The 26,056-nt window shown below is 69.4% G+C and carries 25 protein-coding genes; 17 read left to right on the top strand and 8 right to left on the bottom strand.

The features are described 5' to 3' along the window. From L0U85_RS10310 to L0U85_RS10265, 10 genes are all read left to right on the top strand, one after another. Positions 1-1,095: a Fic family protein gene (locus tag L0U85_RS10310; protein ID WP_241377703.1), complete on the top strand. Its 1,095-nt coding sequence runs from the start codon at positions 1-3 to the stop codon at positions 1,093-1,095. Between the two features lie 136 nt (positions 1,096-1,231). Continuing rightward, positions 1,232-1,930: a DUF4129 domain-containing protein gene (locus tag L0U85_RS10305; protein ID WP_241377676.1), complete on the top strand. Its 699-nt coding sequence runs from the start codon at positions 1,232-1,234 to the stop codon at positions 1,928-1,930. Then, a complete protein-coding gene (locus L0U85_RS10300) occupies positions 1,927-2,436 on the top strand; it encodes a hypothetical protein (RefSeq protein WP_241377675.1) in 510 nt (169 codons plus the stop codon). The genes L0U85_RS10305 and L0U85_RS10300 overlap by 4 nt, the downstream gene beginning before the upstream one ends. Further along, positions 2,436-3,446, top strand: a complete 1,011-nt coding sequence (locus tag L0U85_RS10295; protein WP_241377674.1) for a MoxR family ATPase — start codon at positions 2,436-2,438, stop codon at positions 3,444-3,446. Before L0U85_RS10300 ends, L0U85_RS10295 begins: the two co-directional genes overlap by 1 nt. Further along, a complete protein-coding gene (locus L0U85_RS10290) occupies positions 3,443-4,798 on the top strand; it encodes a DUF58 domain-containing protein (protein WP_241377673.1) in 1,356 nt (451 codons plus the stop codon). The genes L0U85_RS10295 and L0U85_RS10290 overlap by 4 nt, the downstream gene beginning before the upstream one ends. Continuing rightward, positions 4,795-5,424, top strand: a complete 630-nt coding sequence (locus L0U85_RS10285) for a hypothetical protein (RefSeq protein ID WP_241377672.1) — start codon at positions 4,795-4,797, stop codon at positions 5,422-5,424. The genes L0U85_RS10290 and L0U85_RS10285 overlap by 4 nt, the downstream gene beginning before the upstream one ends. Before the next feature lie 22 nt (positions 5,425-5,446). After that, entirely contained in the window at positions 5,447-6,805 is a 1,359-nt protein-coding gene (locus L0U85_RS10280) for an FAD-dependent oxidoreductase (RefSeq protein ID WP_347177415.1), read from the top strand. A 73-nt stretch (positions 6,806-6,878) separates the two neighbouring features. Beyond that, positions 6,879-7,568 carry an MtrAB system response regulator MtrA gene (gene mtrA, locus L0U85_RS10275; protein WP_026924637.1) on the top strand — a complete coding sequence of 230 codons (690 nt, stop codon included), beginning with the start codon at positions 6,879-6,881 and terminating at the stop codon, positions 7,566-7,568. Beyond that, positions 7,568-9,178, top strand: a complete 1,611-nt coding sequence (gene mtrB / locus L0U85_RS10270) for an MtrAB system histidine kinase MtrB (RefSeq protein WP_241377670.1) — start codon at positions 7,568-7,570, stop codon at positions 9,176-9,178. Before mtrA ends, mtrB begins: the two co-directional genes overlap by 1 nt. Then, on the top strand, positions 9,168-10,925 hold the full coding sequence (locus L0U85_RS10265; protein WP_241377669.1) for an LpqB family beta-propeller domain-containing protein: 1,758 nt from the start codon (positions 9,168-9,170) through the stop codon (positions 10,923-10,925). Before mtrB ends, L0U85_RS10265 begins: the two co-directional genes overlap by 11 nt. A gap of 45 nt (positions 10,926-10,970) precedes the next feature. Here the strand turns inward: L0U85_RS10265 and L0U85_RS10260 are convergent, their stop codons facing one another. Both L0U85_RS10260 and L0U85_RS10255 read right to left on the bottom strand, forming a co-directional pair. Then, positions 10,971-11,198 carry a DUF3107 domain-containing protein gene (locus tag L0U85_RS10260; protein ID WP_241377668.1) on the bottom strand — a complete coding sequence of 76 codons (228 nt, stop codon included), beginning with the start codon at positions 11,196-11,198 and terminating at the stop codon, positions 10,971-10,973. Between the two features lie 108 nt (positions 11,199-11,306). Continuing rightward, on the bottom strand, positions 11,307-11,927 hold the full coding sequence (locus L0U85_RS10255; RefSeq protein WP_241377667.1) for a TetR/AcrR family transcriptional regulator: 621 nt from the start codon (positions 11,925-11,927) through the stop codon (positions 11,307-11,309). Between the two features lie 174 nt (positions 11,928-12,101). Here L0U85_RS10255 and L0U85_RS10250 point away from each other — a divergent pair, with 174 nt between their 5' ends. The 5 genes from L0U85_RS10250 (at position 12,102) to L0U85_RS10230 (ending at position 17,692) form a co-directional block, all read left to right on the top strand. Then, positions 12,102-13,565 (top strand): hypothetical protein, encoded by a 1,464-nt coding sequence (locus tag L0U85_RS10250; RefSeq protein WP_241377666.1) that lies wholly within the window; start codon positions 12,102-12,104, stop codon positions 13,563-13,565. Between the two features lie 5 nt (positions 13,566-13,570). Beyond that, the gene (locus tag L0U85_RS10245) at positions 13,571-14,572 is read left to right on the top strand and encodes an alpha/beta fold hydrolase (protein ID WP_241377665.1); all 1,002 of its coding nucleotides are present in this window, start codon (positions 13,571-13,573) and stop codon (positions 14,570-14,572) included. Next, entirely contained in the window at positions 14,569-15,402 is an 834-nt protein-coding gene (locus L0U85_RS10240) for a DUF3152 domain-containing protein (RefSeq protein WP_241377664.1), read from the top strand. Before L0U85_RS10245 ends, L0U85_RS10240 begins: the two co-directional genes overlap by 4 nt. Before the next feature lie 61 nt (positions 15,403-15,463). Beyond that, entirely contained in the window at positions 15,464-16,642 is a 1,179-nt protein-coding gene (moeZ, locus tag L0U85_RS10235; RefSeq protein WP_241377663.1) for an adenylyltransferase/sulfurtransferase MoeZ, read from the top strand. Between the two features lie 156 nt (positions 16,643-16,798). Continuing rightward, positions 16,799-17,692, top strand: a complete 894-nt coding sequence (locus tag L0U85_RS10230) for a hypothetical protein (RefSeq protein ID WP_241377662.1) — start codon at positions 16,799-16,801, stop codon at positions 17,690-17,692. 56 nt (positions 17,693-17,748) lie between these two features. Here L0U85_RS10230 and ahcY read toward each other — a convergent pair whose 3' ends face one another. Then, positions 17,749-19,212, bottom strand: a complete 1,464-nt coding sequence (gene ahcY, locus L0U85_RS10225) for an adenosylhomocysteinase (RefSeq protein WP_241377661.1) — start codon at positions 19,210-19,212, stop codon at positions 17,749-17,751. 457 nt (positions 19,213-19,669) lie between these two features. On the opposite strand from ahcY, the gene L0U85_RS10220 reads away from it, so the two are divergent. Continuing rightward, a complete protein-coding gene (locus L0U85_RS10220) occupies positions 19,670-20,662 on the top strand; it encodes a GNAT family N-acetyltransferase (protein ID WP_241377660.1) in 993 nt (330 codons plus the stop codon). On the opposite strand, the gene manA is transcribed toward L0U85_RS10220, so the two are convergent. The 5 genes from manA to L0U85_RS10195 form a co-directional block, all read right to left on the bottom strand. Then, positions 20,659-21,807 carry a mannose-6-phosphate isomerase, class I gene (gene manA, locus L0U85_RS10215; RefSeq protein ID WP_241377659.1) on the bottom strand — a complete coding sequence of 383 codons (1,149 nt, stop codon included), beginning with the start codon at positions 21,805-21,807 and terminating at the stop codon, positions 20,659-20,661. The genes L0U85_RS10220 and manA overlap by 4 nt on opposite strands. Before the next feature lie 58 nt (positions 21,808-21,865). Then, positions 21,866-23,062 (bottom strand): SIS domain-containing protein, encoded by a 1,197-nt coding sequence (locus tag L0U85_RS10210; RefSeq protein WP_241377658.1) that lies wholly within the window; start codon positions 23,060-23,062, stop codon positions 21,866-21,868. Between the two features lie 4 nt (positions 23,063-23,066). Next, positions 23,067-23,243, bottom strand: coding sequence for a Trm112 family protein (locus L0U85_RS10205; RefSeq protein ID WP_241377657.1), 177 nt, complete (start codon positions 23,241-23,243; stop codon positions 23,067-23,069). A 4-nt stretch (positions 23,244-23,247) separates the two neighbouring features. After that, entirely contained in the window at positions 23,248-24,627 is a 1,380-nt protein-coding gene (locus L0U85_RS10200; RefSeq protein ID WP_241377656.1) for a phosphomannomutase/phosphoglucomutase, read from the bottom strand. Positions 24,628-24,689: 62 nt separating this feature from the next. Next, the gene (locus L0U85_RS10195; protein ID WP_347177414.1) at positions 24,690-25,124 is read right to left on the bottom strand and encodes a DUF3499 domain-containing protein; all 435 of its coding nucleotides are present in this window, start codon (positions 25,122-25,124) and stop codon (positions 24,690-24,692) included. Between the two features lie 285 nt (positions 25,125-25,409). Between L0U85_RS10195 and L0U85_RS10190 the strand changes: the two genes are divergently transcribed. Continuing rightward, complete coding sequence (locus L0U85_RS10190) at positions 25,410-25,841, top strand: metallopeptidase family protein (protein WP_241377654.1); 432 nt, start codon at positions 25,410-25,412, stop codon at positions 25,839-25,841. The last annotated feature ends 215 nt before the right edge of the window (positions 25,842-26,056 follow it).

Raw genomic sequence — 26,056 nt, 5'->3', positions numbered from 1 at the left:
GTGCTTGTTGCCCTTCCTGCCGAGGTCGCTTCACCCAGATCATCAAATGTGTTCGATACAATAATTCTTTCATTGCCGAACTCTTTTGGGAGGATGATGGCTCCCCGCGGAAGGCCCTCTCGGCGCTCGTTGTACGAGCGTCTCGACGCTGCGATAGCCCAGCTCAATGAGGATTACGGCGGCCTCCCGAGTGAGGAGCAGGCCGCCGACATCTGGTCGGACCTGTGGCACCGCGACACTCACCACAGCACGGCCATCGAGGGCAACACGCTCGCCTTGGAGGATGTGGAGCAACTGCTCGAACGGGGCCGGACCACCCATGCGAAGCCGATGGTCGAATACCTCGAGGTACGCGGGTACGCGGACGCCGCAAAGTGGGTCTATAGCCAGGCGAGGCGCGGGGGCGCCGGACAGGCGGACCGGCCTCTGCTGACATTGCAGGAGGTCCGCAATGTCCACTACCAGACCATGCGGCTCGTCTGGGAGGTCGAACCGCATCCGCACGCCTCCGAACAAGAAGGCCCCGGCGATTTCCGGCGTCACCAGATAGCGAGGTTCCCGGGCGGCATGAAGCCGCCGTCCTGGACCGAGGTCGATTCGCAGATGCGAACCTGGGTCGACGAGGCCTGCGGTATGGACGAACTTCCAGGTGGACATGTGATGGAGCGGTTCGCCTACCTTCACCATCGGTTCGAGCAGGTCCACCCGTTCATTGACGGGAACGGCCGCACCGGTCGTCTGCTGCTCAATCTGCTGCTGGCCCGGCGGGGGTTCACGCCGATCGTCATCGAGAAACGGCATCGCGATCGCTACCTCGACTGTCTGCAGGCCGCCGACGCGGGAAACCTCTCGAGACTTGCCGAAATGCTGGTCCGACAGGTGCTGGACAGCATTGAGCGGTTCGCCCTGCCCGCGCTCGCGGCGCGAGAGCAACTGGTGCCGTTGGCGAGTCTCACAACCGATGCGGTGAATGAGCCGTCGCTTCGCGCCGCCGCCATCCGCGGCCGACTTCGCGCGGCGAAGAACGAGGCCGGCCGGTGGCTGAGCAGCCGAGCAGCAGTGGAGGAGTACCTCGCCAAGCGGTATCAACGGTGAGCAGGGCTGGTGGGCGGCAGTGCGGTTCGGGCGTTATGGTGGGCGTCACGCAACATGAGTTGAAGTCGCCCTCACGAGGTTTTCCCATGACTCACGCCGTCTCGGTACGGCCCATCATCCAGAAGCGGAGCGCGGGTTGACGCGCCACCGCTGGCTGCCCGTCGTCGTGGCCGTCGCCGCGCTCATCGTCGTCGGGCTCGCCGCCCACGGGACTGGAGTTCAGTGGCGTGAGGGCGAGCTGCCGTTCCAGATGGAGGGCACCCGCGAACCTCCGGCCCTCGCTCCGCAGCCCGAGGAACTCCCGCCGACCCAGGAGATGCCCGAGGAAGTGCGGGATGACGCCTCGCTGCCCTCATGGATCTCATGGCTGGCGCTGGCGATCCTCGTCGGAGTTCCGGTCTCGCTGCTGCTGGTGTTCCTGGCGAGGCGCCTCATGTGGTGGCTCGTCGACACCGAGGTCCGCGAGGCCCGGCCAGAGCCCGAACCCGAGCACCTCCATCGCGACATCGCCCTCGTCGAGCGGGCCGTCGCGGCCGGGCTCGCCGAGATCGACCTCGGGGCCGACCCGCGCAGCGCCATCATCGCCTGCTGGGTGCATTTCGAAGGCGCCGGCGAGCGGGTCGGGATCCCGCGGGAGCCGTCCGACACGCCTTCTGATCTGGTGCGGAAGCTGCTGCAGCACCATGAGTTGGACGGCGAGTCGCTCAAGCGGCTGTCGGAGGCCTATCTATTGGCCCGGTATTCGCCCCATGCGGTCGGCGAGGCCGATCGTGACCGTGCCCGGGACGCACTCGTCGACCTGCAGCGGCAGCTCGGCGTCCGGGAGAGGCGATGAGGGAGTTCCTCGCCCCGTTCGGGCGAGTACCGTTCTGGCCCGCCGTCGGCGTCGTCGCCGCGGCAGCGGCGATCTGGGGGCTCGCGCGCCTCTCCGGCGTCGACCTGCTGCTGTGGCAGCTGGTGCTCCTGGGGTTGGCCTCGCTCGCCGCCGGCTCGATCGTCTCGGCCCTCCGCACCGACGCCGAACCGGCCCCCGAACTGTTCACCCGCACCGTCAACGCCCCCACCTGGCGGCCCTTCGTCGAGGTCAACCGCTGGGAGGACCAGCTCATCTTCGCCGAGACCAAACCCGGCCGCTTCGAGAGCGGCTCCGTCAAGCGCCAGCTCGTCGAACTTGTCGACGAGCGTCTCCGCCTGCGCCGAGGGCTCTCCATGGAGGCCGACCCCGAGCAGTGCCGCGAGCTGCTCGGCGAACGCACCTACGCGTTCCTCACCCGACCGGTCGCCGACTGCCCGACACCCTGGCAGCTCGACGAATACCTCACCAAGATCGAGGAGATCTGATGCAGCACGACGACAGCCCGCCGATCAGCCTCGACGAGGTGGCGCGGCACTCCCAGGCGGTCCTGGGGTCCGTCCAGTCGGTCATCGTCGGCAAAGAGGAGTCGCTGCGGCTCGTGCTCGCCGGGATCCTGGCCGGGGGACACATCCTGCTGGAGGATCTGCCCGGCCTCGGGAAGACCCTCACCGCCCGGTGCTTCGCGCAGAGCCTCGGGCTCGACTTCCGGCGGCTGCAGTTCACGCCGGATCTGCTGCCCGCCGATGTCACAGGCTCATTCCTGTACAACCAGAAGACCGGCGAGTTCGTCTACCGCAAGGGGCCCGTGCACACGAACCTGCTGCTGGCCGACGAGATCAACCGGACCCCGCCGAAGACTCAGTCCGCTCTGCTGGAGGCCATGCAGGAGCGGCAGGTCTCCGTGGAAGGCGAGACGTATCGGCTGCCGCGGCCCTTCACGGTGCTGGCGACCTCGAACCCCGTCGAGTTCGAAGGCACCTACCAGCTGCCCGAAGCGCAGCTCGACCGGTTCCTGCTCCGAGTCTCGTTCGGCTACCCGGATGAGAACGAGGAATGGGAGGTCCTCCAGCGCCGCATCTCCAGAAGGCAGGAGGACGCCGAACTCTCACCGGTCATCGACGCCGAGACCCTCGTCAAGATGCAGCAGGCCCTCGAACACGTCACCGTCGAAGACTCCGTCGGCCGCTACATCGTCGCCATCGTCGCCGCCACCCGGAACCATTCGCAGCTCCAGGTCGGCGCCTCGCCGCGCGGGTCGCTCGCGCTGCTGCTCGCCTCCCGCGCCCTGGCCGTCCTCGCCGGACGCGACTTCGTCACCCCCGACGACGTCAAAGGCGTCGCCGGCGCCGCGCTCGCCCACCGCATCACCCTGCGCCCCGAACTGTGGATGCGCCGCATCGACCCGGCCGTCGTCGTCGCCGACATCTGCCACGGCGTCGACGCCCCCCAGACCGCACAGAGTCCCACCTACGGCGAGATCCCCGCCCGACGATGAGCCTGGCAGCCGACCCGGCGCTGCGTCTGCGCACCGACAACGCCCGGACGCCGCGGCAGCGTCCCCGCGAGAAACCCGTCGAGTGGCGCCGCACCGCCTCCCTCACCCGGGCCGTCGTCATCGCCACCGCCTGCCTGCTCGCCTCGGTCGCCTTCGGGCGCGTGGACCTCGCGCTCCTCGCCGCCCCCTTCGTCGTCGGCACCGCCCTGCTCCTGCGCGAGAGGCCCACCGCCGTTCCGAAGACCACCCTCGGCGTCACCGACGACACCTGCGCCGAAGGCGGCACCGCCACGGCCGTCCTCACCGTCGCCAACGCCGAGCCCGCTCCCGTAACCACCCTCGTCACCGCCGCCGCCGACCACTTCATCGAACTGCACGTCGGCCGCGGCGACTTCGCCGAGCGCATCGGACCGGCCAGCGCCCGCGAGATGACCGTCGCCGGACACGCCCGCCGCTGGGGCGGCCACCACCTGGGGCCCATGCACGTCCAGTCCTTCGCCTGCGGCGGCCTGCTGGAGACCACCGTCCAAGTCGTCCCGTCCACGAAGGTGTGGGTCCTGCCCGTCCCCGACTGGTTCGAATCGGCCGAGTCCCTGCCGTTCGCCGACGGCGTCGCCGGCGTCCACCGCTCCCGCCGCCTCGGCGACTCCGGCGAACTCGCCGAAGTCCGGCTCTACCAGCCCGGCGACCGGCTCCGCCGCATAGACTGGCGCACCTCCGCCCGCTCCCAGGAGCTCTACGTCAACGCCACGCTGTCCGAACGCGACACCGACGTCACCCTCATCCTCGACCTCCAGCTCGAGGCGGGCGAGTCCGGCGGCATCGACGGCACCGCGTCCGTGGCCGACCTGACCGTCCGAGCCGCCGGAGCCGTCGCCGCCCACTACGCGCTTCAAGGCGACCGCGTCGGCTGCGTCGAGTTCGGCTCGCGCGGGCGCCGCATGCGGGGCGGCGCGGGCCGGCGCCACAACACCGCGGTGCTGCGCTGGCTCGCTTCGGTCGACATCCCGCCCGACCCGCTGCCGCCGTCGGTCGACATGCTGCGCCGACAGCTCGACAACCAGCGCAGCCTCCATGTCGTGTTCACGCCGCTGCTCACCGACCGCTCCGTCGGCCTGGTCGCCGCGCTGGCCCGCTCGGGCCGCGCGGTGCTGTGCGTCGACACCCTGCCCGACTATGTCGCCCCGCCGATGCGCACGCACTGGACGCCGTACGCGGAGCGGCTGTGGCGTTTGAACCGGTCCAACACCGTCATGGAGCTGAGCGACCTCGGCGTCGCCGTCGAGCCGTGGAGCGGCTCGGCCTCGCTCGACAACGTCCTCGCGGCCCTGGTCAGGAGGCGGTACCGGTGAGCGATGTCCAGCGCGGACTGTTCGAGGCGGTCAGGGAAGGCACCCGTGTGCGCGTCCGAACGGCCCGCCGCGAGATCGGCTCGTGGCTGCGCCGACTGGCGCCCGCTGCCGTGTTCATGCGCGTCACGGTCGGCCTGTCCTACTTCATCGCCGCCGAACTCGCCGTCCCGCCCGAGTGGGCGACTTCGGCGATGTACGTGGTGTTCGTCGTCATCGCGGCCGTGCTCGCCGCGTCCCGGCCCCGCGGGATCGCGCCGCTCGTCCTCTCGGGGGTCGTCATCGGCGCCTGGCTCGCCGGCACCGCCGTGGACGAGTCCCCGGCCGGCCTGTGGACGGCCGCGTTCGTCGCGGTCCTGCTGTACGCGGGCCATTCGGCCGCGACCGTCGCCCAGCGTTTTCGTACGACTACCGCAGTGGACGGTGAGATCATCCTCACCTGGGCGCGCCACCTGGGAATAGTTTCGGTCTCGACATTGGCCTTCGCCGGGATTCTGGCCCTGTTCACCGCCTATTTCGCCGCGATGCCCGCGGCCGTCGCAGTGGGTATCGGAATCATGGCGGCTCTCACAGTGATCTACGTCCTCGCACGTTCACTACACAACCCCAGTTCCCGTAGTCAGAATTGAACACGTGAAACGTATAGTCGTGATAGGTGCCGGTCACGTCGGTTTTTACGTTGCCGAACGCTTGAGCAAGAAGCTGAAAAGCGACATCAAGCGCGGCCAAGTTGAACTGATGGTCATCGACCCCAATCAGCACATGACCTACCAGCCCTTCCTGCCCGAGGCGGCTGCCGGCAACATCTCCCCGCGCCACGGCGTGGTGCCGCTGCGCCAAGCGCTCAAGCACTGCACCATCGTCACCGGCGGCGTCACCGAGATCGACCACGGTCTGCGCAAGCTGACCGTGCAGCCGATCGCCGGTCCGACCCGCGAGATCGAGTACGACCAGGTGGTCGTCGCCCCCGGTTCGGTCTCCCGCCCGCTGCCGATCCCCGGCCTGGCCGACGCCGCCATCGGCATCAAGTCCATGGGCGAGGCCATCTGGCTGCGCAACCACGTCCTGCAGCGCTTCGACGTCGCCGCCAGCACCACCGACCCGGACATCCGCCGCAAGGCGCTCACGTTCGTCACCGTCGGCGGCGGCTTCGCCGGCGCCGAGACCCTCGGCGAGCTCGAGGACCTGACGGCCACGATCGTGAAGAGCTATCCGGAGCTCGACGCCGACGAGATCAAGTGGTACCTCGTCGAGTACGCCGACAAGATCATGCCCGAGGTCGGCCCGCAGATGGGCGCGTACGCCGCCCGGCAGCTGACCAGGCGCGGCGTCGACATCCGCCTCGGCACCACCCTGAAGTCCTGCGAGGGCGGCCACGTCGTCCTCACCGACGGCGAGGAGTTCGACTCCGACACCATCATCTGGACCGCCGGCGTCATGCCCAACCCGCTGCTCAAGAAGACGGACCTGCCGATCGGCCCGAAGGGTCACCTGGAGTGCAACACGCGCCTCCAGGTCGCGAGCGGTGTCGAGCCCGGCACCACGCAGGTCGGCGAGGTCGTCGAAGGCGCCTGGGGCGCCGGCGACTCGTGCCAGGTCCCCGACACCTCCGACTTCCCGATGCCGTTCTGCACGCCGAGCGCGCAGCACGCCGTCCGGCAGGCCCAGGTGCTGGCCGACAACATCTACGCCCAGCACGTCGGCGCGGCACTCAAGCCGTACGAGCACAAGTACATCGGCTCGGTGGCCGGCCTCGGCCTGTACAAGGGCGTCGCCAACACGTACGGCTTCAAGGCCAAGGGCCTGCTCGCCTGGACCATGCACCGCGGCTACCACCTGTCGCGCGTGCCCGGCGTCGGCCGCAAGAGCCGCATCCTCGCCGACTGGATCGTCGGGTTCTTCACCAAGCGAGAAATGGTGCAACTCGGTGAAATCAGCCTCGGCCGGGAGCCGTTCGAGGCCATCGCCGCGGACGCCGACCCGGTTCGGGCCAAGAAAGCGGAGCTTTAGTCGATACAGTTGGGGCACCACGGGTGACCACCCGTGGTGCTCTCGGCTTTTGTGAGGTGGAAAACTGGTGTCCATGAGAGCACGTGTACTCGTCGTTGACGACGACCCGGCACTGGCGGAGATGCTCGGCATCATCCTCCGCACCGAAGGTTTCACCCCCACATTCGTCACCGACGGCGAGAAGGCGCTCGCCGCGTTCAAGGAACACCGTCCCGACATCGTCCTGCTCGACCTCATGTTGCCCGGCATGAGCGGCATCGACGTCGCCAAGGCCATCCGCGGCGAGTCCGGCGTGCCCATCGTCATGCTCACCGCCAAGTCCGACACGGTCGACGTCGTGCTCGGCCTCGAATCCGGCGCCGACGACTACATCGTCAAGCCGTTCAAACCCAAGGAGCTCGTGGCCCGCATCCGCGCCCGCCTTCGGCGCGGCGACGACGTCACGCCCGAGCGCCTGGAGATCGGCAAGCCCGGTCTCCAGGTCCAGATCGACGTGCCCGCGCACCAGGTGACCCTCAACGGCGCCGAGGTGAAGCTGACGCCGCTCGAGTTCGACCTGCTGGTGGCGCTCGCCCGCAAGCCCCGCCAGGTCTTCACCCGCCAGGTGCTCCTGGAGCAGGTCTGGGGCTACCGCCACTCGGCGGACACGCGCCTGGTGAACGTCCACGTGCAGCGCCTGCGCGCCAAGATCGAACCCGACCCAGAGCGCCCGCAGCTCATCCAGACCGTCCGCGGCGTCGGGTACAAAGCCGGATTGGGATAGTGAGCGCTCCGCTCTCCGGCGGGGGACCGGCATGGCCGCAAAGGCTCGGCCGGTCGCTGCTCGACTTTGCGGGCCGAGCGGCGAATCCGCTGGTCGTCCGGTTCCGCGCCTCGCTCCAGCTGCGGGTCGTCGCCTCCACCCTGATCGCCTCGACCGTCCTGGTCATCACGTTCAGCTTCGTCGTCGCCGGATCGTTCACGACCGGCCTGCTCACCGACCGGCGCGAGACCGCCGCCGACGAGGCCCGCAACGCCGTCGAGCGCGCAGCCGAGCAGCTGTCGGACTACAACTCCTCGGGCGACCCCACGCTCGGCCAGACCATGCAGGGCGTCGTCAACGACCTCTCCGACGATCCGGTGTTCGCGCCGGTCATCATGCTGCGCACCACCGACGGCGACGTGGTCAAGTCACACCCGGTCACCGGCATCGAAGCGCCCACCGAGGAGCTGCGCGAGCTGGTCCGCGACGGCTCGGTCGCCAGCCAGTACGCCACCTACGAATTCGAAGGCGCCGACGAGATGCCCTACCTCGTCGTCGGCGCCCCGATCGAACTGAGCGTCGAGTACGAGCTCTACGCCTTCTACCCGCTCGATTCCCAGCAGGACGCCGTCAGTCTCCTGCGCACCAACCTCGCGCTCGCCGGCATCGCCCTCGTCCTCCTCCTCGGCGTCATCGCCGCCCTGGTCACGCGCCTGGTGGTCACGCCGGTGCGCGAGGCGGCCCGCACCTCCCAGCGGCTCGCCGCCGGCCTCCTCCACGAGCGCATGGAGGTCCGCGGCTCCGACGACCTCGCCAGGCTCGCCGGTTCGTTCAACCTCATGGCCGAGAACCTCCAGAGCCAGATCCGGCGCCTGGAGGAGATGTCGATGATGCAGCGGCGCTTCACCTCCGACGTCTCGCACGAGCTGCGCACCCCTCTGGCGACGATCCGCATGGCCGCGGACCTGCTCTACGACAACCGCGACGACTTCGACGAGGTCACCAAGCGCTCGACCGAGCTGCTCCAACACGAGATCGACCGCTTCGAGGACCTGCTCCAGGAGCTGCTGGAGATCTCCCGCTTCGACTCCGGTTTCGCCTCCCTCGAAGTCGACGCGATCGACGTCAACCCGATCGTCGACGACGTCGTCCACCAGTACTCTGCGCTCGCCGAGGACTGCGGCGTCACCATCGCCGTCACCGGTCCCGGCCGCCGCGTGGTCGCCGAGGTCGACTCGCGGCGCGTCCAGCGGATCCTGCGCAACCTCGTGTCCAACGCCATCGAGCACGCCGAGGGCAAACCCGTCGAGATCACCGTCGCAGAATCGGAGACCGCCGTCGCCGTCGCAGTCCGCGATCACGGCGTCGGCCTCAAACCCGGCCATGCCGAGCGTGTCTTCGACCGGTTCTGGCGCGCCGACCCGTCCCGCACCCGCAAGACCGGCGGCACCGGCCTGGGCCTGGCCATCAGCCTCGAAGACGCGAAGCTGCACTCCGGTACGCTCCAGGCCGCGGGCGCGCCCGGGCGCGGAACCCTGTTCGTGCTCACCCTGCCGCTCCAGGCTGGCAACCGCGTCATCACGTCCCCGATCCCGCTCCGACTCGACGAGGAGGCCGACGATGCGCGATAGGACCCTGGCCGGTCTCGCCGCCGCCTGCCTCGCCGTGCCGCTGCTCGCCTCCTGCGGCATCCCCGGCTCCTCGGCCCCCGAGCCGATCGAGCCCGCTCCCACCGACTTCGACCAGTCGTCCCCGGTCGAGCCCGAGGAGTTCCTGCCGACCAACGACGCGAGCACCACGGTCCAGAACTTCCTGAGGGCCTCCTCGGGCGAGCCGAACGGCCGCGACGAGCGGCTGAACCAGTTCACCGGCGGCGACCGGGAGTTCTCCGAGACGGCCGACGGCATCGGCCTGCTCGACGGTGTCGACTACACGCTCGGAGACGGCACCAATGTGGACTTGCAGACCGTCACGGTCACCGGCTCGGTCGTCGGCACCTACCTGCCCGACGGATCGGTGCTCATGAACAACGCGCCTCGGGAGTACGAGGAGCAGTTCGTCCTCGAACGCGACGGCCTCCAGGACAACTGGACCATCAGCGAACTGCCCAGGCAGGCCATGATGCTGCGCAGCCAGTTCCAGAGCGCCTACGCCCAGGCCCCCCTCTACTTCCAGGCCACCGGCGCCGCCGGCGAGACCGACCTGCTCGTGCCCGACCTGCGGTGGATCTACGACAACCTCGACGAGAACACCGCGAACGGCATCCGGCTCGGCTGGCTCCTCCAGGGCAATTTCGACTGGGTCCGCCCGGCAGCCCGCTCGGCCATACCCTCGGGCACCACCGGCCAGTCCAGTCGTGAGGACGACGTCGTCGCGATCGACCTGACCCTCGGCGAGCAGCCCACCGAGCTCGACGCGGAGACGGTCGACGCGATCGCCGCCCAGATCGCCTGGAGCCTCGGCCTCACCGGGGAGTTCTCGCTGCGCATCAACCGTGAGGAGGTCGCCACCGGCAGCCTCGCCGACTGGCGCGACTGGAACGCGATCGCGCCGGTCACCGACGAGAACGACGAGGTCGGTTACTTCATCTCCGAGGACACCGTGTGGCAGTTCGCGAACGACCGGGTCACCGACGACTCTTCCGACCACCCGTGGGTCGGATTCAGCACGCCCGGCCTCGAACAGGTCGCCGTCGCCGCCGACCACCGGATCGCCGCCGTCGTCGACACCGGTGACGGCGACGTCCTCCAGATCGGTGCCGGAGACCGCAACATGACCACCGTCGAAGGCGTCACCGGCGACCTGCGCGACCCCCAGTGGCTGACCGAGAGGACCGTCGTGCTCATCGACGACGGCGTCCTCACCGCAGTCGACACCGACTCGGAGGCCGCCCAGGTCCTCGCCGGGGAGGAGGTGGAGGCGCTGTCCGCCGCCGCCGACGGCCGCCGCCTCGCCTATGTCGAGGGCGGCCGCGCCTGGGCCGTCCCGCTCAGCCACGACGCCGACGGCAACTTCCAGATCGGCGATTTCAGGCGCCTGGGTCTCGGCATCACCGCCGTCACCGACGTCGCCTGGAGCTCCGAGGACTGGGTGTGGGTCGCCGGCGAGCGGACCGGCGGCACCGGCGAGAAGCTGTTCCGCGTCGCGCTCGACAACGCAGAGATCGAGGACCAGGCGGGGACCTCCCCGTATCCGCTGGCCGAGCAGATCGCCGCCAACACCGCCGACCCGGTCGAGCCCGACCAGGACAGCGGCGAGCCGAACATAGTCGTCATCAGCTCGGTCCTGTACCGGGTCTACAGCACTACCATCGAGCCGGTCGAGGACGCCGACGGACAGCTCGTCCAGGGCTCCGCGCCGTTCACGTTCCCCGGATAGCGAAACGGCCCGGAGCAGCGCTCCGGGCCGTGCAAGCATCGCGGGCTATGAGTCGACGGTGAACCCAACCGGCCGCGACGACTGCGCGGCGACCTCGACATAGGCGATCTTCTCGACCGGGACGATCACCTGGCGGCCCTTGACGTCCTCGAGCCGGAGCACGCCGCCTTCGGCGACGGCCTGCTCGATCGTCGCGGACAGGTCCTTCGACGACAGCTTGCTCTCCAGTACCAGTTCACGCGGGGCGTACTGGACACCGATCTTGACCTCCACGGGCCCTCCTCAAACAAAATCCTCTGACGTCTTCAGACGATGCAACATTACTCGTGCCCGCACACGCCGGACGTCACCGCGTGTGCGCTGGCAGCGAACGGCCGAACCCTACTCCTCGTCCCCTTCGAGCGGGAAGTGCGAGATGCCGCGCCACGCCAAGGTGCTCATGAGCTGGACGGCCTCCTCCTTCGGCACCACGCGGCCCGAGGCGATCCACTTGCGCGCGGCGACCTCGGCGGCGCCGACGAGCCCGGTCGCGAGCAGCTCGGCACGGGCCTTGTCGACCTGGGCGTCGGCCATGATCGTGTCGGACAGCGCCGCCACGCACTCGGCTTCCATGCGCAGCACCCGCTCGGCGACGGCCGGGTCGTTGCGCTGGTCGGACTCGAACACGAGCCGGAACGCCTCGCCCTGGGAGTCGACGAAGTCGAAGTAGGCCCGCAGGGCCTCGTCGACGCGCTCCTTGTTGTCCTCGGAACGGTCCATCGCCTCCCGGATGCGGCCGACCAGTTCGGATGCCCGCCCGTCCAGCAGCGCCAGATAGAGCTCCAGCTTCGAGGAGAAATGCTGGTAGAGCACGGGCTTGGAGACACCGGCCCGCTCGGCGATGTCGTCCATCGAGGTGGCGTGGTAGCCGCGGGAGACGAACACCTCCTGCGCGGCCTGCAGCAGCTGCGCCCGGCGCTCGCTCCTGGGCAGTCGTACCCTGCCTTCTCCAGCGCTGTTCACCCGGCACCTCTCCTCGGTCGTGTCGCCCATCCGTCAGTCGTCAGATCTTGCGATCACCTTGAAGTTTACGGACGGTTGAATCCAGCTTCCCAGCGTACGGGGCGGCCAAATGCGGGTTCACGTTACTAGTCGCACCACGGTACCTTCGAGGCGGGAATATGAAGGAGAATCTCAGTGGTGTATGACCAGAACCGACCGGAAGAGCCGCAACGTCCATCGGGAGACGAACAGCCGGCCCGCCGCCGGATAGGCCGGTCCTGGGGTCCGTCGGAGGAGCCCGCGCCGGAGACCGACGAGGGCGTGCCGCAAGGCGGCGGGCAGCAGCCGGAGCAGTACCGCTTCGATCCGGACCGGGGCAGACGCCACCGCTATTCAGAGGAGCCGACCGGCCAGATGCCGGGGGTTCCCGTGGAGATCGCCGAGACCGGGCCGATGGTGCCGGCGACGCGGCGTGCCTCGCCTGGGGAGCAGTTCGAGCCGATCCCGCCCGCGACCCAGCACCAGCCCGGGCAGCAGCCGGAGTCGCCGTTCGCGCCCCCGCCGGCGATGAACCAGGAGCACAGTGCGCCGCCTCAGGGCGCGAACCAGGACCGCGGCGTCCCGAACCCCGACATGGGGCCGGGGCAGCAGTTCAGCGTCCCGCAGCACCCGTCCGCGCCCGTCGGCCCCGTCTCGCCCCCCGGCGCGCCGAGCGCCCCGAACGTCACCGGTGCGATCCCGACCGCGCAGCCCACCCCGGCGAATCACCCGGCACCGCCGTCCGAGGGCACCGAGCAGGCGCCGAACGCCGCGGCGCTGCCGGTCACCGAGGTCGACCCGCAGCTGCCGAGCCCGCCGGCCCGGCACCCGACCCCGAGCGTGCCCGCAGGGCTCCCCTCGCCGCCGCCGCGGGGCCCCGTCACCGAACAGGCGCCGCCGCGCACCCCGCCGGCCTCGCGTCAGCCCCCGCTCGAGCCCACCCCTCCGGTGACCACTGACGACGAGCCGGGCGACGGCGAATCCGGGCAGCTCCTCGAATGGGTCCGCGAGGTCCCCGGCGTACGCGACGCCTACCACGTGACCGCTCCCGACGGCAGCCCCAGCCTGCGCCTGGAGCTCGACGACGGCGTCGACCCCGACGAGGTCCAGGCGGCCGTGTCGGCCGTCGTCGCCGAGCAGCGCGCCACCTCGCCGGGCCCGCAGACCGTCGACGAGCCGGGCGAGGAGGCCCAGGCCGAGCTCGAACCGGCCGCGCCCGCCGAAGCCGAGCTCCGCGTCGTCGGACCGGTCGAGATGCGCCGCGTCGAGATCGACTCGGCCGGCCTCGAAGCGGAAGTGAGCGTCACCCTCGCCGTCGGCGACTACGAGTCCGCCGGCGCCGTGACGGTCCCGCCGATCGACTGGCACGTCCAGCACGCCGCCGCCGCGGCCACCGTGGAGGCGCTGCGCCCGTACTTCGGCGAGACCGAGGCCAGAGTCGAGGTGGAGCACGCCTCGATCGTCACCACCGGCCCGGTCAAGACCGCCGTCGTCGTCGTACTGTGGCTCGACGGCCAGTCCGTCCGCCGCCTCGCCGGCGCCGCCGTCGTCACCGCCGAACGCTTCAAGGCGGTGGTTTCGGCGACGCTGTCCGCATTGGCGGCCGAAGTGGCACACTGACTTCCATGAGGCGAGCACGGCTGGTCGGCGCGGATCGGGTGCGCATCCCGGTCCGCCCGCACCCGCCGTGGCCAGGCATCGAGCACCAGGTGAGCCGCCGACGCGTGTTCATCCGGCACACCCCGCCCACCAGTCCCGAAGCCGAGCCGGCCGTCTTCGTCCACGGGCTCGGCGGCTCCGCCCAGAACTGGACGGACCTGGCCGACGCCCTCTCCGACCACCTCGCCGTCGACGCGATCGACCTGCCAGGCTTCGGGCACTCCGCCCCGTCAGGCCGCACCACCATCCCCTCGCTCGCCCAGGACGTCGCCTCGTGGATCGCCGAGTCCGGGCGCGGCCCGGTCCACCTCGCCGGGCACTCCCTCGGCGGCGCCGTCGCCGTCTACCTCGCCGGGACGCGCCCGCAGATGATCCGCACGCTCACACTCATCTCCCCGGCCATGCCGTTCGTCAATCCCCGCCGCTCCCACCAGGCAAAATTCGTGCCCATGCTCGCTTTGCCGCAGCTCGCGCGCTTCGCGAGTCGGGCCATGCGCGGCCGCACCCCGCAGCAGCTCGTCGAGGAGATCGTCCTCGGCACCTGGGCCGACCCCGACAAGATCCACCCCCAGCGGCGCCGCGAGGCGATCGCCGAGGCCCGGCGCCGCCTGGCCGTGCCGTGGAACTCCAGCGCCTACATCTCCACCTACCGGGGCCTCATGGCCTCGTTCTTCCAGTCGTTCGTGCCCGGCACGCACTCGCTGTGGCGCCTCGCCAGGCAGATCGAGGTCCCCACGCTCGTCGTCTGGGGCAAGCAGGACCGCGTCATCGACGTCAGGCAGGCACCCGAGACCGGCACCGCCATCACCGACTCGCGCCTGCTCATCCTCAACCGCGTCGGCCACGTCGCCATGATGGAAGACCCCGCCGCCGTCGCCCGCGCGATGGTCGCGATGCTCGACGAGGTTCACCAAACCGGTGGCGCTGGCCCACAGACGGCCGAAGCTGACCTAGACTCGCCAATGTGACCGAGGGACGCTCAGATCGCCGACGCCGCATTCGCAGGCGACGGCGCACCGTATTCCTGGCGGTCCTCATCCTCATGGCGGGCCTGGGCATGCGCTTCGTCGTCCACTCCGCCGACGACGAAGCGCCGCAGGCCATGGACACCGAGGTACCGCTGTTCGACACCTACGTCGCCCCCACCGAGCACCACAGCGTCCCCACGACGCCCGGTGCGGAACCGACCCCGCCGCTGTACTACTCCGGGACCGGCACCTGGACCTACGCCGAACCGAGCCTCACCGGTGTCGCCGGCGATTCCGGGACGCTCCTGACCTACAACGTCGCCGTCGAAGACGGCCTCGAAATCGACCCCCGGGAATTCAGCGACTTCGTCGCCGCCACGCTCGAAGACCCCCGCTCGTGGACCGCCGGCGGTGCCTGGCGCTTCCAGCAGGTCGGCCAATCCGGCGCCGACTTCACCATCTACCTCGCCAGCCCCGAGCAGCGCTCGATCCTGTGCAGCCACCCCGACACCACCGTCTCGTGCCGCAACGGCGACAGCGTCGTCATCAACTCCGCGCGCTGGCTCACCGGCGTCGAACACTGGGACGACACCCTCGACGACTACCGCGGATACGTCATCAACCACGAGGTCGGCCACCGCCTCGGCCACCCCCACGAGGTCTGCCCCGAAGCGGGCGAGCCGTCCCCGGTCATGGCACAACAGACGTACCAGCTGGCCGGATGCACCGGCAACGCCTGGCCCTACCCCGACGGCGAGACCTACCTGCGAGGCCCCGCGGGGGAGTACGGCGGCCCCGAACTGCCCCCCGACGAGTACGCCGACTCGTGAAACCCGGCACACCCGTCTTCCCGATGGAATTTCCACAGAGTGGATATGCATTACTAGTTATATGAGTTTGCCGCCGCTAGTCGAGCCAGCCGCCGACCTCTCCGTCGACGAGGTGAGGCGCTATTCCCGCCACCTCATCATCCCGGATGTCGGGATGGACGGCCAGAAACGTCTCAAGAACGCCCGCGTCCTCTGCGTCGGCGCCGGCGGACTCGGTTCGCCCGCACTGATGTACCTCGCCGCCGCCGGAGTCGGCACCCTGGGGATCGTCGACTTCGACACCGTCGACGAGTCGAACCTCCAGCGCCAGATCATCCACGGCCAGTCCGACGTCGGCCGCCCCAAGGCCGAATCGGCCGCCGCCACGATCCGCGAGATCAACCCCAACATCGACGTCGTCATCCACAACACCGCGCTGGACAACGACAACGTCATGGAGATCTTCGCCGACTACGACCTCATCGTCGACGGCACCGACAACTTCGCCACCCGCTACATGGTCAACGACGCGGCCGTGCTGCTCGGCAAGCCCTACGTGTGGGGCTCGATCTTCCGCTTCGACGGCCAGGCCTCCGTCTTCTGGGCCGAGCAGGGCCCCTGCTACCGCTGCCTGTACCCCGAGCCCCCGCCGCCCGGCATGGTCCCCAGCTGCGCCGAAGGCGGCGTCCTCGGCGTCCTGTGCGCCTCGATCGGGTCCATCCAGGTCAACGAGGCCATCAAGGTCATCACCGGCATCGGCGAGCCCCTCGTCGGCTCGCTCATGGTCTACGACGGCCTCGAAATGGAATACCGCAAGATCAAGGTCCGCAAGGACCCGAACTGCGCGGTCTGCGGCGAGAACCCGACGGTCACCGAGCTGATCGACTACGACGACTTCTGCGGCGCGGTCACCGACGAGGCCGCCGAGGCCGCCGTCGGCTCCACGATCACCGCCCGCGAGCTCGAGGCGTGGATCAAGGAAGGCCGCGAGATCGATCTGATCGATGTCCGCGAGCCCGCCGAGTACGAGATCGTCCGTATCCCCGGCTCGCGCCTGATCCCCAAGGGCGACATCGTTTCCGGTGCCGCGCTGGCCGACCTGCCGACCGAGCGCCAGGCGGTGTTCTACTGCAAGTCCGGGATCCGCTCGGCCGAGGCGCTGGCCGCGGCGAAGGCCGCCGGCCTGAAGAACTCCGTCCACGTCCAAGGCGGAGTCCTCGGCTGGATCAACCAGGTCGACCCGAGCCTGCCGACCTACTAGACCGAACGTCGAAAAGGCGTATGACCGTCTCGGTCATACGCCTTTTCGCGTCTTCTGGGTTGCTTCATGTCGATATGACATGTCTGACACTGGTTCCGGGAGATTTTCAAGTCTTGCCGTATTGACTCCTTTCGGTCGGTTTCCTAGCCTTGCATGATGATTCGCAAATCAAGCGACACAACGAGATATTCGCGCCTCAATCGCAGGAAGGTCCTGAGCATCGGGGTTCCGGCCGCGCTGGTCGTCGTGGGCGGCGCGTCCTTCGCGGGCGTGGGCGCGAACGCGGCGGAGTCCGTGCTCCACAATTGGTTCAGCCCCTCTCGGGAGGAGCTCGAAGCCGAGCTCGCCGCCCGGGTCGAGGAGTACCTCGCATCGACCGGCACCCGGGTGGAGGCCTCGATAGCCGTCGAGCGAGACGACATGCACCTGGATTACAACGGCGATCAGCTCCACATCACCGCCTCCATCGTCAAGATGGAGATCCTCGCGATGATCCAGCAGTACTGGGGCTCGGCGGACGCGATCCCTGCGGGCCACCGGGAACTGCTCGAGCGCATGATCACCCAGTCCCACAACGACTCCACGACGGAGCTGTTCAACTTCCTGGGCCGCAAGGACGCCCTCGACGCCGCGCACGAGCGCTACGGCCTGGCGAACACGGTCTCCGATCCGGACGGTCGGTGGGGCCTGACCGAAACCATCGCCGCCGACCAACTGATCCTGGCCGACCTCAATCTCTTCGAAGGCGCGCTCGACGCCGAGCAGGTCGAGCTCGGCCGCGAGCTCATGGGAGGCGTGAGCGAGGCCCAGGCCTGGGGCGTCTCGGCGGCTGCGAAGGAGGGCGAGTCGGTCTGGCTCAAGAACGGCTGGGACGTCGAGTCGCAACTGGGAGGACTGTGGGTCGTCAACTCGATCGGCGTCCTCGGCGGCGAGGGCGACGACCCGGTCAAGATGGCGATCTTGACCAGCGGGGCCGTCGACGACGTCGAGGGCGTCCCCATCGTCGAGCGGATCGCCGAGATCGCCCGCGAAGTCATCGACGAGGCATAGACGTAGTGCGAGCAAGGGCCCGGTCCGGTCGGACCAGGCCCTTGCTCGCTCGTGTTCTAGTACCGGTAGTGCTCGGACTTGTACGGGCCGTCGACGTCGATGCCGATGTAGTCGGCCTGCGTCTTGGTCAGCTCCGTCAGCTTGACGCCGAGCGCGTCGAGGTGCAGGCGGGCGACCTCCTCATCGAGTCGCTTCGGCAGCGTGTACACCCCGATGGGGTACTCGTCGGTCTTGGTGTGCAGTTCGATCTGCGCGAGCACCTGGTTGGTGAAGCTGTTGCTCATCACGAAGCTCGGGTGCCCGGTGGCGTTGCCCAGGTTGAGCAGGCGGCCTTCGCTGAGCACGATGACCGAGTGCCCTGCGGTTCCGTCCGCGCGCTTCGGGAACTGCCACTCGTGGACCTGCGGCTTGACCTCGAGCTTCTTGATGCCGGGCTCGGCGGCGAGGCCGGCCATGTCGATCTCGTTGTCGAAGTGGCCGATGTTGCCGACGATCGCCTGGTGCTTCATGCGCCGCATGTGGTCGACCGAGATGATGTCGCGGTTGCCTGTGGTGGTGATGAAGATGTCGGCGGTCTCCACGACGTCCTCGAGGGTGAGGACCTGGAAGCCGTCCATCGCCGCCTGGAGCGCGCAGATCGGGTCGATCTCGGTGATGATGACGCGCGCGCCCTGGCCGCGCAGCGCCTCGGCCGAGCCCTTGCCGACGTCGCCGTAGCCGCAGACGACGGCGACCTTGCCGCCGATGAGGACGTCGGTGGCGCGGTTGATGCCGTCGGGCAGCGAATGCCGCACGCCGTACTTGTTGTCGAACTTCGACTTGGTCACCGAGTCGTTCACGTTGATCGCCGGGAACGGCAGGCGGCCCGCGCGCTCCATCTCGTACAGGCGGTGGACGCCGGTGGTGGTCTCCTCGGTGACGCCCTTGATCGACCGGGCCTTGCGGGTGTAGCGCGTGGGGTCGTCCTTGAGGGACTCGGCCAGCAGCGAGAGCACCACGGACTCCTCCTCGCCGGCGGCGCTCGACGGGTCGGGAACGGTTCCGGCGACCTCGAATTTCGCGCCCTGGACGACCAGGAGCGTGGCGTCTCCGCCGTCGTCGAGGATCATGTTCGGTTCCTCGTCGCCCCAGTCGAAGGCGCGCTCGGTGCACCACCAGTACTCTTCGAGCGTCTCGCCCTTCCAGGCGAAGACCGGGACGCCTTGCGGCTCGTCCGGAGTGCCCTGGCCGACCGCGACAGCGGCGGCGGCGTGGTCCTGCGTCGAGTAGATGTTGCACGACGCCCAGCGGACGCGCGCGCCGAGAGCGGTGAGCGTCTCGATGAGCACCGCGGTCTGGATGGTCATGTGCAGGGAGCCGGTGATGCGGGCGCCCGCCAGCGGCTTGGCGTCGCCGTAGCGTCCGCGCAGTGCCATGAGGCCGGGCATCTCGTGCTCGGCCAGTCGGATCTCGTGGCGGCCGTAGTCGGCCAGCTTGAGGTCGGCAACCTTGTAGTCGTCGGCTCGCAGCGTGTTCGTCATGGAAGAAATGCTACGCGCCGGGCGTATGTGAGCCGTCGAACGGCGTGGTGGCGGGGGACACGGAAAGTTTTTCCGTGTCAACCCCCGATTCGGCTTGACACTCGTGGGGCTATGGGTAATATTGCAAATACGCAGCGTCACAGCGGCGGGATGGCCCACAGGGTCGGAGAACGTCGCCGGTGACGCGCGGGGTAACCAAACCGGGGGGAGTGCCGGGCGGTCTGGGGTGGCCGCCCGGCACATTATTGTGCCCGGAATGTCTGCTGTCTCGGCCTCGCTTCGCGGCTCGCAGCACTGGTCGTCTCCCGTCGATGAACTTCCACCAGGGGTCCCCCGAGGGCCGCCTGCTTCGGGAGCGAGCCTCCCGTTTCCGCAAAATCAATTGCGCGCGCCGCTGCCTTGCGGAATGGTCGGGAATGTGAGTAGCAATGACGTTGGAATCGTTCCGATCGACCCGATGAACGACGGTCTCGTTCGCTCCTGGGTCGACACGCAGATCGCGGCCGTGCGTCACGACATCGACGGCTTCCCCCGACCCAGCCCGGCGCTCCAGCGCCTGCGACTCCTGCTGCCCCTCTCCTCGTACAGAGTCGAGCGATGGGCCGCCGTCGCGGACGGGACCGTAGTGGGGCACCTCGGCATCCAGATGCCCGCCAAGGACAACCTGCACATGGCGGAGGCCGACCTGGAGGTGCACCCGGACTGGCGCCGCCGCGGCGTCGGCACGCGCCTGCTCGAACTTCTCGAAGAACGCGCCGCGGTCAACGGGCGCGACACCGTCATCTCCTACGCGGTCGATGAGATCTTCGATCGGCCCGGGACCGACACGCCCGGCAAGCACTTCGCCGAGAAGCACGGCTACGCCGTGGCCGACACCGAGATCTGCCGCCGGAACGACCTCACCAAGGTGGACGACGACGACCTCGCCAGACGCTTTGCCGAGGCATGGGAACGGGCCGGAGGCTACGAGCTGGTGGAGTGGACAGTCCGCACACCCGAAGAACTGGTCGACGGCGTCGCCCGCATGGAGGCCCGCATGTGGACCGACCCTCCCATGGGCGAACTCGACATCCGCCCGGCCGTGTACGACGCCGAACGCATCCGCGCCGAGGAGCAGTCCCTCGCCGACCGCGGCCAGCTCACCGTCGCCGCCGCCGTCCGCCGCGTCGACTCCGGCGAGGTCGCCGGATACACGGCCATCAATGTCGACCCCGGCGAAGAGGAGTTCGCCTGGCAGGACGACACGATCGTGGACCCGGCGCACCGCGGCAGGCGGCTCGGCACGATCCTCAAGATCGCCAACCAGCGCCAGCTGCGCCGCTACAGGCCGATGATCCGGTACGTCGTCACCTGGAACGCCGAGGTCAACAGCCACATGATCGACATCAACGAGGCCGTCGGCTACCGCAGGTTCTTCCGCGAGCTCGTGTTCCAGAAGAAGCTCGCCTAAGCGGAGGCGATGAACAGCTCGCCTTCGCCGGAGGCGCGGAGCGGCCCGGCCGTGGCCGCGGAGAACGCGGCCCGGCCGGGGGAGAGGGTGACGCTCCCGTCTGCGTCGGACACCGTCACGGACCCGCCGGTGCACAGGCTGATCCTCGGGCCGTCGATGTCGAAGGCCGGGGCCTCGGGCCCGACCTGGACGCACTTGATCGCGAAGTCGCCGATGGGGACCGGCCAGGTCCGCACCGACCCGTCGTCGCGAGCGTCGGCGCGCGGCTCGTCCATCGTCCGGAAGTCCAGGACGCGCAGCAGCTCGTGGACGTCGACGCGCTTGCTGGTGAGCCCGCCGCGCAGGACGTTGTCGCTGGCGGCCATGATCTCGACGCCGAATCCCTTGAGATAGGCGTGCAGGTTCCCGGCCGGCATGTAGACCGCCTCGCCGGGCCGCAGCGTGACATGGTTGAGCAGCATGCTCACCAGGACGCCCGGGTCGTCGGGGTAGTAGCGGGCCAGTTCGGTGAGGACGGTCGAGCCCTCGGCGTCGGTCTCGGAGGCGGCCTTGACGGCCTGGTCGATGAGCTCCCGGCATTCTTCGCGGTTGGTGTCCAGCAGGTTCGGGACTGCCCACCGCAGGCCCTGGCGCCGGTCGCGCAACCCCTCGACGAGCCCCTCGAGGCCCGGGACGCCGAGCGCTTCTACGCGGTCGGCGCTTTCGAGCGGGTCACGGAAGCCGCAGAGCGCGCGGAAGTCGGTGAGGGCGACGATCAGCTCAGGCTTGTGGTTGCCGTCGACGTAGTTGCGGTAGGCGGCGTCGATGCCGATGCGCAGTTCCCGTTGGTAGCCGGAGTGCGCCTGGCGGGAGTTCGGGTGTGCCTGCAGCGACAGCGGCTGGTCGGCGGCGAGGAGCTTCAGCAGGAACGGCAGCCTCGGGCCGAACTCGTCCAGGGCGCGCGCTCCGAGGAGCTTCGCGGGCTCGGAGGCGATGGCGTCGTCCAGCGGCCGGCCGTCGTCGAGGATCGACGGGGCCGTCGGGTGGGCGCCGAACCACTCTTCGGCCTCGGGGAGCTCGGCGGGGTACTCGCGGCCCTGGAGTCTGGCGATGTCGACCTGTGAACCCCATGCGTAGTTGCGGATGACACCGTCAAGCCCCTGCACAGCCGCTCCTCACTCGTTCAATCCGGAGATGACAACTGTATCGGCTCGCTCCTGCGGCCTACTCGCCGCCGAGGGCCTCGTCCTTCATCTCGGACACCGCGGGGACCCGCATCGGGTCCAGGCCGTGGGCGTGAGCGAGGTAGACAGATGCGAAGTCGGGGATCGCGATGAGCGAGGCGAGGCGCTCGAGCGCGCAGCCGCCTTCGGCGGGGATGACGTCGCAGCGCACGCCGCGCCGTTCGGCGAGCGTGGCGACGGCTTCGGCGCGCCGCGTGTCGGGCTTGGGCGCGGTGTCGTCGCCGTCGAGTCCGTCGTCGCGCATGAGGACGATCCGCAGACGCGTGAGCTCCTCCTCCTCGCTCTCGTCGGCGAAGATGTCCTTGTGCCCTTCGGCGAGCGAACCGAAGACGCCGTCGAGCAGGCCGACTCGGCCGCGGCCCACCTCGCCGAGCTCGCCGGAGACGACCGGATAGCGAGCGTTGGCGGCGAGCATGTCGCCGAAGCGGCGGGCGGCGATCGCCGCCAGCGGGCTGGAGCCCCAGACCACCGGGATCGATCCGGCGAGGTTGAGCGCGAGCTCCTTGGCGGGGTTGACGTAGGCGTCGGCGCCGACGCGGCTGCGCTCGGCGTCCTCGTCGAGGCGCTTGGCGGTCTCGGCGATGTCGGCCTCGGCGAGGGGGACGAGCCCGAGCTCGCGGCCGGCCATGAGCACCGGGATCGTCAAGGCCCACAAGGAGAGTCTTGCCGGGGCCCGGCGCGGGACGGCGACGTAGGGGGCGCGGGCGCGTTCGGCGACGGCCTGGAGTTCGGAGTCGGGGGCGCCGATGGCGACGAGGCGCGCGCCGCGGCGCGCGGCGGCCTCGGCGGCGGCGAGCGCCTCGGGGCTGCGTCCGGATGCGGAGACGGCGAGGACGACGTCGGCGGCGCCGACCCAGCCGGGGACGCCGGCTGAGCGGTGTCCGAGGACGGGCACGGGGCAGCGCGGCCCGGCAACGGTGGCGAGGATGTCGCCGGTGCGGGCGGCGGTGCCGACGCCCGCGACGACGACTGCCCTGGGGCGGCCCTCGTCGGCGAGGACGCCGAGGCCGGCGTCGGCGGCCAGGGCCGCCGATTCGCGCAGCTGCGGCCCGGCCGAGGCCAGGGCCCACAGCGCGCCGCCCGGGTTCGTCGACTCGGTCAGCTCGCCTTCGATGCGCCGTTCGTCGGCGAGCCGGTCGCCGGTGATGCCTGCCACGCCGTCGTCGTCTGGGCCCATCTTCTCATTCCTCCTTGACGGAGTCGAGCAGCATCACGGGGATGCCGTCTTCGACTCGGAACACCTTGTCGCACTGAGAGCAGGTGAGGCAGTTCGCCTCGCGGTCGTAAGCGAGCGGGGCGTGGTGGGGGTCCGGGCAGCGCAGCAGTTCGAGCAGGACGGGCGCGGGGGAGACGGGCATGCTTTCAGTTCCTAACGATGCGGAGGATGTCGTCGCGCAGCCGTTCCATCGAGACCTGGTCGGGGCCTTCGACGTTGAGCCGCAGCAGCGGCTCGGTGTTCGACGGCCGCAGGTTCGCCCACGAGCCGTCCTCGAAGCTGACGGTGAGGCCGTCGAGCCGGTCGGTCTCTGCGCCGCCGACGCTCTCGTAGTGGGCGGCGACCTCGTCGATCTTCGCGTGTACGTCGATGACCTTCGAATTGATCTCGCCGGAGGGCACGTAGCGGACGAATTCTTCGGAGAGCTCGGCCAGGTTCTTGCCCGAATCGCCTACGGCCGCCAGGACGTGCATCGCCGCGAGCATGCCGGTGTCGGCGTACCAGAACTCGCGGAAGTAGTAGTGGCCCGAGTGCTCGCCGCCGAAGACGGCCTGCTCAGAGGCCATGACGGCCTTGATGTAGGAGTGTCCGACACGGGTGCGCACCGGCCTCCCGCCGTGCTCGGCGACGATCTCGGGGACGGCCTTGGAACAGATGAGGTTGTGGCAGATGACGCCGCCGTGGTTCTGCCCCAGCTCGCGCGTGGCGATGAGCGCGGTGATCGCCGAGGGCGTGACCGGGTCGCCGTTCGCGTCGACGACGAAGCAGCGGTCGGCGTCGCCGTCGAAGGCCAGGCCCAGGTCGGCGTCGGTCTCGCGGACGCGGGCCTGGAGGTCGACGATGTTCGCCGGTTCAAGGGGGTTGGCCTCGTGGTTGGGGAAGGTGCCGTCGAGCTCGAAGTACATCGGGTCGATCTCCAGCGGCAGCGCGCCGAGGATCTGGTCGCCCAGGACGGCGGGGACGGTGTAGCCGCCCATCCCGTTGCCGGCGTCGACGACTATCTTCAGCGGTCGGATGCGCGACAGATCCACCAGCCCGCGCATGTAGGCGGCGTAACCGCTGAGGAAGTCCTCCGAATGGACCGTGCCCGGCGTCTCGCTGGTCGGGGCGGTCTCGCCGTCGAGGATCGCCTGCGCCTTGTCGCGGATGTCGGCCAGCCCCGTGTCGAGGCCGATGGGGCGGGCCGCGGGCAGGCACATTTTCAAGCCGTTGTACTCGGCCGGGTTGTGGCTGGCGGTGAACATCGCGCCGGCCACGTCGCGGGCCCCGGCGATGTAGTACAGCATGTCGGTCGAGCACAGCCCGGCCTCGATGACGTCCGCTCCGGCGGCGGTGGCTCCGCGGGCGAAGGCCTCTGCGAAGCCCGGGCCCGAGTCGCGCATGTCGTGGCCGACGGCCCAGGTCCGCTCGCCGGTCACCGCCACGGCGGCCGCACCGATGGCCTCCATGACCTCCGGTGTGAGCTGGGAGCCGACGAGTCCTCGGACGTCGTAGGCCTTCACGAAATCGCTGAGCTGGGGAGCCACGTGAGTGTGTCCGCCTTTCAGAGGTCCAGTAGCAGGTCTTGCGCGGAGCCGGTGTAACGAGACTAACGCCCCGCGTCCTCGTCGCCAGAGACTACCCGGAGGTGCCTCCTGGCGCTCATAGGCGGCGCGGTGGGGCGCATGCCCTGGCGCGGCGCCGGTTCGGGCGGCTCGCCGAGTTGACGGCCGGAGGGCTTCGCCGGGTCCGGTTCGGGCTCGGCCCGCTCGGTGGTGGCCGCTTCGCGGACGGCGTTGGCCAGGGCCACCAGGTCGTCGTCGGTGGGCATCGGCGCCGTGTAATCGCCCTGGTGTCGGACCAGTTCCCATCCGTGGGGCACGGTGAGCCGACGTGCGTGGGTATCGCACAGGTCATAGCTGTGGGGCTCGCGTGTCGTCGCGAGCGGGCCCACCACAGCCGTTGAATCAGAGTAGATATATGTCAATGTGGCCACCGCGGGCTGGCGGCAGCCGTTCCGGGAGCAACGCCGATCCGACCTCACACCACGAAACTACCACTCGTGGTATCGAACTCGGTGGCGCTGAGCAGTCGGGAGGGCCGATTAGTCTCAATGGAGGCCAGGAGGTGACGTGTGGTTCGGGCGTGGCTGGATCCGAGGCCATTCGTCTCCTCGCAATGCCAGTCCATGGCTCGCAGGCTTCGCCAAGAGGGCGGAGGAGGACCGGGTGCCACGAGGCTGCGACCAGACCTTCGACGACGCGGCGAGGCGGAGAACGGGCCGGATACGGGCCGTTAAAGATCACACGAGACCACTTAAGGTGGGCGCATGCGGAGAGATCGTCACGGGCGGGGTATGCGGGGGCCGTTGGCGCCGAGGGCCCTGCCGATGCGGCGCACGCCCGTCGAGGAGTTCGATGCCCTGGTCATGGAGACGGTGGTGGCGATCGAGCGGCACCTTGCCGAGTCGTTGGGGCCGAAGTTCACGAGTCTGCGGCACATCGAGTTCGCCGTGGACGAGGTCCCGCCGCCGTCGCGGGAGTACGACGCCGACATCGTCGAGGACCGCGGGGTTCCGCTGGCGAAGCTGTATCCGGCCCGGCCTGGGACGAGTGCCGCCGCACCGCGGATCGTGCTGTACCGCAGGCCGATCGAGCTGCGGGCGGTCGCGCGGCTGGAGTTGGAGATGTTGGTCTACAGCGTCCTCGCCGAGGAGCTCGCGTCGCTGCTGAACCTGCCGCCCGAAGACCTGGAGCCATAATCCCATGGGAAGAGCGCGGGGGTGGGACGACGCTGTCCCACCCCTCACGTGCTTTCTCGGCTGGTTCCCTAGGCCGCCACCGGAACGCGGTCGCGTTCGGTCGACCGCTCCTCGGCCAGCACCGAGCCCACGGGCATCGGTTCGGGAACGAGGGCCGTCTGCGGCTCCAGCTCGGGGTTGATCATCGGGGTCGGCATGCACACCACCACGGGCAT

The organism is Glycomyces sp. L485 (assembly GCF_022548875.1).
GTDB lineage: Bacteria > Actinomycetota > Actinomycetes > Mycobacteriales > Micromonosporaceae > Glycomyces.
Note: the sequence above shows the minus strand (reverse complement) of the source record. Positions and strands in the feature narration are given on the sequence as shown.

Coding starts and splice junctions, on each gene's coding strand:
- L0U85_RS10300 (WP_241377675.1), top strand. CDS start 1,927: ATGAGGGAGTTCCTCGCCCCGTTCGGGCGAGTACCGTTCTGGCCCGCC.
- L0U85_RS10295 (WP_241377674.1), top strand. CDS start 2,436: ATGCAGCACGACGACAGCCCGCCGATCAGCCTCGACGAGGTGGCGCGG.
- L0U85_RS10290 (WP_241377673.1), top strand. CDS start 3,443: ATGAGCCTGGCAGCCGACCCGGCGCTGCGTCTGCGCACCGACAACGCC.
- mtrA (WP_026924637.1), top strand. CDS start 6,879: ATGAGAGCACGTGTACTCGTCGTTGACGACGACCCGGCACTGGCGGAG.
- L0U85_RS10265 (WP_241377669.1), top strand. CDS start 9,168: ATGCGCGATAGGACCCTGGCCGGTCTCGCCGCCGCCTGCCTCGCCGTG.
- L0U85_RS10245 (WP_241377665.1), top strand. CDS start 13,571: ATGAGGCGAGCACGGCTGGTCGGCGCGGATCGGGTGCGCATCCCGGTC.
- moeZ (WP_241377663.1), top strand. CDS start 15,464: ATGAGTTTGCCGCCGCTAGTCGAGCCAGCCGCCGACCTCTCCGTCGAC.
- L0U85_RS10230 (WP_241377662.1), top strand. CDS start 16,799: ATGATTCGCAAATCAAGCGACACAACGAGATATTCGCGCCTCAATCGC.
- ahcY (WP_241377661.1), bottom strand. CDS start 19,212: ATGACGAACACGCTGCGAGCCGACGACTACAAGGTTGCCGACCTCAAG.
- L0U85_RS10220 (WP_241377660.1), top strand. CDS start 19,670: ATGAACGACGGTCTCGTTCGCTCCTGGGTCGACACGCAGATCGCGGCC.
- L0U85_RS10210 (WP_241377658.1), bottom strand. CDS start 23,062: ATGGGCCCAGACGACGACGGCGTGGCAGGCATCACCGGCGACCGGCTC.
- L0U85_RS10205 (WP_241377657.1), bottom strand. CDS start 23,243: ATGCCCGTCTCCCCCGCGCCCGTCCTGCTCGAACTGCTGCGCTGCCCG.
- L0U85_RS10190 (WP_241377654.1), top strand. CDS start 25,410: ATGCGGAGAGATCGTCACGGGCGGGGTATGCGGGGGCCGTTGGCGCCG.